The 3,561-nt window shown below is 66.7% G+C and carries 4 protein-coding genes; 3 read left to right on the forward strand and 1 reads right to left on the reverse strand.

Annotated features, from left to right (window positions below; all coding sequences use genetic code 11):
* Positions 1–3: 3 nt before the first annotated feature.
* Positions 4–930, reverse strand: a complete 927-nt coding sequence (locus ABI213_RS01390) for a LysR substrate-binding domain-containing protein (RefSeq protein WP_348025787.1) — start codon at positions 928–930, stop codon at positions 4–6.
* 84 nt (positions 931–1,014) lie between these two features.
* Between ABI213_RS01390 and ABI213_RS01395 the strand changes: the two genes are divergently transcribed.
* From ABI213_RS01395 to ABI213_RS01405, 3 genes are all read left to right on the forward strand, one after another.
* A complete protein-coding gene (locus ABI213_RS01395) occupies positions 1,015–1,875 on the forward strand; it encodes a MaoC family dehydratase N-terminal domain-containing protein (protein ID WP_348025789.1) in 861 nt (286 codons plus the stop codon).
* 10 nt (positions 1,876–1,885) lie between these two features.
* Positions 1,886–3,067 carry a CaiB/BaiF CoA-transferase family protein gene (locus ABI213_RS01400; protein ID WP_348025791.1) on the forward strand — a complete coding sequence of 394 codons (1,182 nt, stop codon included), beginning with the start codon at positions 1,886–1,888 and terminating at the stop codon, positions 3,065–3,067.
* A gap of 3 nt (positions 3,068–3,070) precedes the next feature.
* Positions 3,071–3,561 (forward strand): aldolase/citrate lyase family protein (locus ABI213_RS01405; protein ID WP_348025793.1); only part of this gene is annotated, 491 nt, incomplete at its 3' end.

Raw genomic sequence — 3,561 nt, forward strand, 5'->3', positions numbered from 1 at the left:
CTGCTACTGATTTTGAAGCATTTCAAGGGGCTTGCTACTTTTCAGCGCATCGCGCAGATGCTGGTGAAACGCTGCCGCCGCAGGCCGTAGGCTCGCGCCGTGCCGGGTCATCAGCCCCAGCTTGCGCACAATCGGCGGGTCGCGCAGAGCGACGCCGACCAGGCTGGCGTGTTGGCGCGGCAAAGCCATGCGCGGCACGGCGGCCAGGCCCAGGCCGGCATCCACCATGCCCAGCAGCGTGGCGACGTGGCTCACTTCAAACGCAAAACTGGGGTTGACCCCGGCCTTGGCCAGCGCGTCGTCCTGCAACTGGCGGTTGCCGCTGCTGCGGGCCACCGAAATCAAGCGCTCGGCGCCCAGTTCGCTCCATCGAATAGCTTTGCGCTCCGCCAGCGCGTGGCTGCGCGGCATGGCCAACACAAACGGGTCGTCGTGGATGGGCTCGAACGCCACTTCGGGCACCTGGGTGCTCATGAAACCGATGCCAAAGTCGGCCTCGCCCGAGATCACGCTAGACAGCATCTGGTTCACGCTCTCGTCCACCACGCGGATGCGGATGGCCGGGTACTGCTGCAGAAAGCTGCGCAAGGCCACCGGCAAAAAATACAGCGCCGCCGACGGCACGCAGGCCACGGTAACCCGCCCGCCCCGGCTGGGGGCCAGGTCGGTGATGCCCAGCAGGGCCGACTCCAGGTCGTCCAGCGCCGAGCGGGCGCGTTCGAGAAAGACCCGGCCCAGGCTGGTCAGCTCCACCTCGCGGGTGGTGCGGTGGAACAGGCGGTGGCCCAGGATGGTCTCTAGCTTGTCGATGCGGCGGCTCAGCGCCGGGGGTGACAGGTGGATCTGGTCGGCGGCCGCGCGGAAGCTGCCGCGCTCGGCCACGGCCACAAAGGCCTGCAGCTGCTGTAAATCAAAATTAATGCGTGACATGCACCAATCATATTAAAAGTTGCACTTGGTGAATAGTCCACCAATGCGGATCATCGCTACATCCCCCACACCAAGGATGCAGAGATGGAGACAGACAAGACACATTTGAGCGACTGGATTGGCCGCGCTGAGACGGTCACCGACACCGCCACACCCACCCCTTACGCCGCCCTGTCCGCCACGCTGGACTGGCCTGCCGATCGCCCCGCGCCCGGTACGCCGCTGCCCAGCCTGTGGCACTGGCTGTACTTTTTGCCGCTGCACCGCCAGTCGGACATCGGCGCCGACGGCCACGCCAAGCGCGGTGGCTTCATGCCCCCGGTGCCGCTGCCCCGGCGCATGTGGGCGGGCAGCGACTTTGTGTTCCACCAGCCGCTGCGGGTCGGTGACACGCTGGAGCGCACCTCCACCATTGCCGATGTGCAAGAAAAAACGGGCCGCACCGGCAGCCTGATCTTCGTCAAGGTGCGCCATGAGCTGCGGTGCAACGGCAGCAGCGAGGTGGCATTGACCGAGCACCACAACATCGTCTACCGCGCCGCCGCCGCGCCCGACGACGTGGCCCCGCCACCGGTGCTGGCCCCGGCCACCGCCGCGTGGAACCGCGCCATCGTGCCCGACGACGTGCTGCTGTTCCGCTACTCGGCCCTGACCTTCAACGGCCACCGCATCCACTATGACCGCCAGTACGTCACCACGGTAGAGGGCTACCCCGGCCTGGTGGTCCACGGCCCGCTGATCGCCACCCTGCTGATGGACCTGCTGCGCCGCCAAATGCCGGACGCGCAGGTACTGCAGTTTGCCTTCAAGGCGGTGCGGCCGACCTTCGACATCCACCCGTTCTCGGTCCACGGCGAGCCCTCGGCCGACGGCAAAACCATCCATCTATGGGGGCGTGACCACGCGGGTTACCTGACCATGGATGCCACCGCCACCCTCGCATAAGAAGAACCCCATGCAACCCTTAAAAGGCATCACCGTCGTCACCCTGGAGCACGCCATCGCCGCGCCCTTTGCCACCCGGCAACTGGCCGACCTGGGGGCCCGGGTGGTCAAAATTGAACGTCCCGGCGTGGGCGACTTTGCCCGTGGCTACGACGAAAGGGTGCGCGGCCTGGCCTCGCACTTCGTCTGGACCAACCGCTCCAAAGAGAGCCTGACGCTGGACGTGAAAGACCCCGAAGCGCAAAAAATCCTGCTGCGCCTGATCACCGAAGAAGCCGACGTGGTGGTGCAAAACCTGGCACCGGGTGCAGCGGCGCGGCTGGGCCTGTCGTACGAGGCTCTGTGCAAAGTGCGGCCCAACATCATCGTCTGCGACATCTCCGGCTACGGCGCGGACGGCCCCTACCGCGACAAGAAAGCCTACGACCTGCTGATCCAGAGCGAAGCCGGGTTTGTGTCGGTTACCGGCACACCCGACACACCCTCCAAAGCCGGGCCGTCGATTGCCGACATCTCGGCAGGCATGTACGCCTACACCAACATCCTGGCCGCCCTCATGCAGCGCCAGCAAACCGGCCAGGGCCAGCACATCGACGTGTCCATGCTGGAGTCGCTGACCGAATGGATGGGCTACCCGCTGTACTACACGTTTGAGGGGGCCGCGCCGCCACCCCGCTCCGGGGCCAGCCACGCCACCATCTACCCCTACGGCCCGTTCCCGGCGGGCGACGGCAAAACCGTGATGCTGGGCCTGCAAAATGAGCGCGAGTGGAAGGGTTTTTGCGAGCAGGTGCTGCTGCAGCCCGGCCTGGCCAGTGACGAACGCTTCAGCAGCAATTCCAAGCGCAGCGCGGCCCGTGTCGAGTTGTCGGCGCTGATCGTGCAGGCCTTCTCTACCTTGACGGCCACGCAAGTGGTAGCCCGGCTGGAGCAAGCCAGCATCGCCAACGCCCAGGTGAACAGCATGGCCGAGGTCTGGGCCCATCCGCAGCTGCAGGCCCGGAATCGCTGGACCGAAGTGGACACACCGGCTGGCCGCGTTCCTGCGCTGCTACCGCCCGGTTCCTGGCACAGCGCCGCGCCGCGTATGGATGCCGTGCCGGCGCTGGGCCAGCACACCGAGGCGATTCTGGTCGGCCAGGGCTACAGCGCCGACCAGATCGCCGCGCTGCGCAGCGCTGGCACGGTGTAGGCCATGGCCCAAACCTATTTGTTCGTGCCCGGCAACCGCCCGGAGCGCTTTGCCAAGGCCCTGGCCAGTGGCGCCGATTGCGTGATCGTCGATCTGGAAGACGCGGTGCTACCGACCGACAAGCCCCAGGCCCGTCGCGCGTTTGCAGAATGGCACGCCAGCGTAGATACGGCGCGGGTGCTGCTGCGCATCAACGATGCCCACAGTCCGTTCTACGCCGATGATCTGGAACTGCTGCGAGCCTGCGCCCTGCCCTGCGTGATGCTGGCCAAGGCCGAGTCGCCTGCGCAGATCGCCGATGTAAAAGCCGCCCACAACGGCACGGTGCTGGCGCTGATCGAAACCGCGCGCGGCCTGCTGGCAGCGCAGGCGATTGCCGCCACCCCCGGCGTGGCCCGGCTGGCCTTCGGCAGCATCGACTACGCGCTGGATCTGGACCTGCCCAGCGACAGCCCGGCGCTGGACATGGCGGCGGTGCACCTCGCCCTGGCCAG

This window comes from Rhodoferax sp., from assembly GCF_039922535.1.
Classification (GTDB): Bacteria; Pseudomonadota; Gammaproteobacteria; order Burkholderiales; family Burkholderiaceae_C; genus Rhodoferax_B.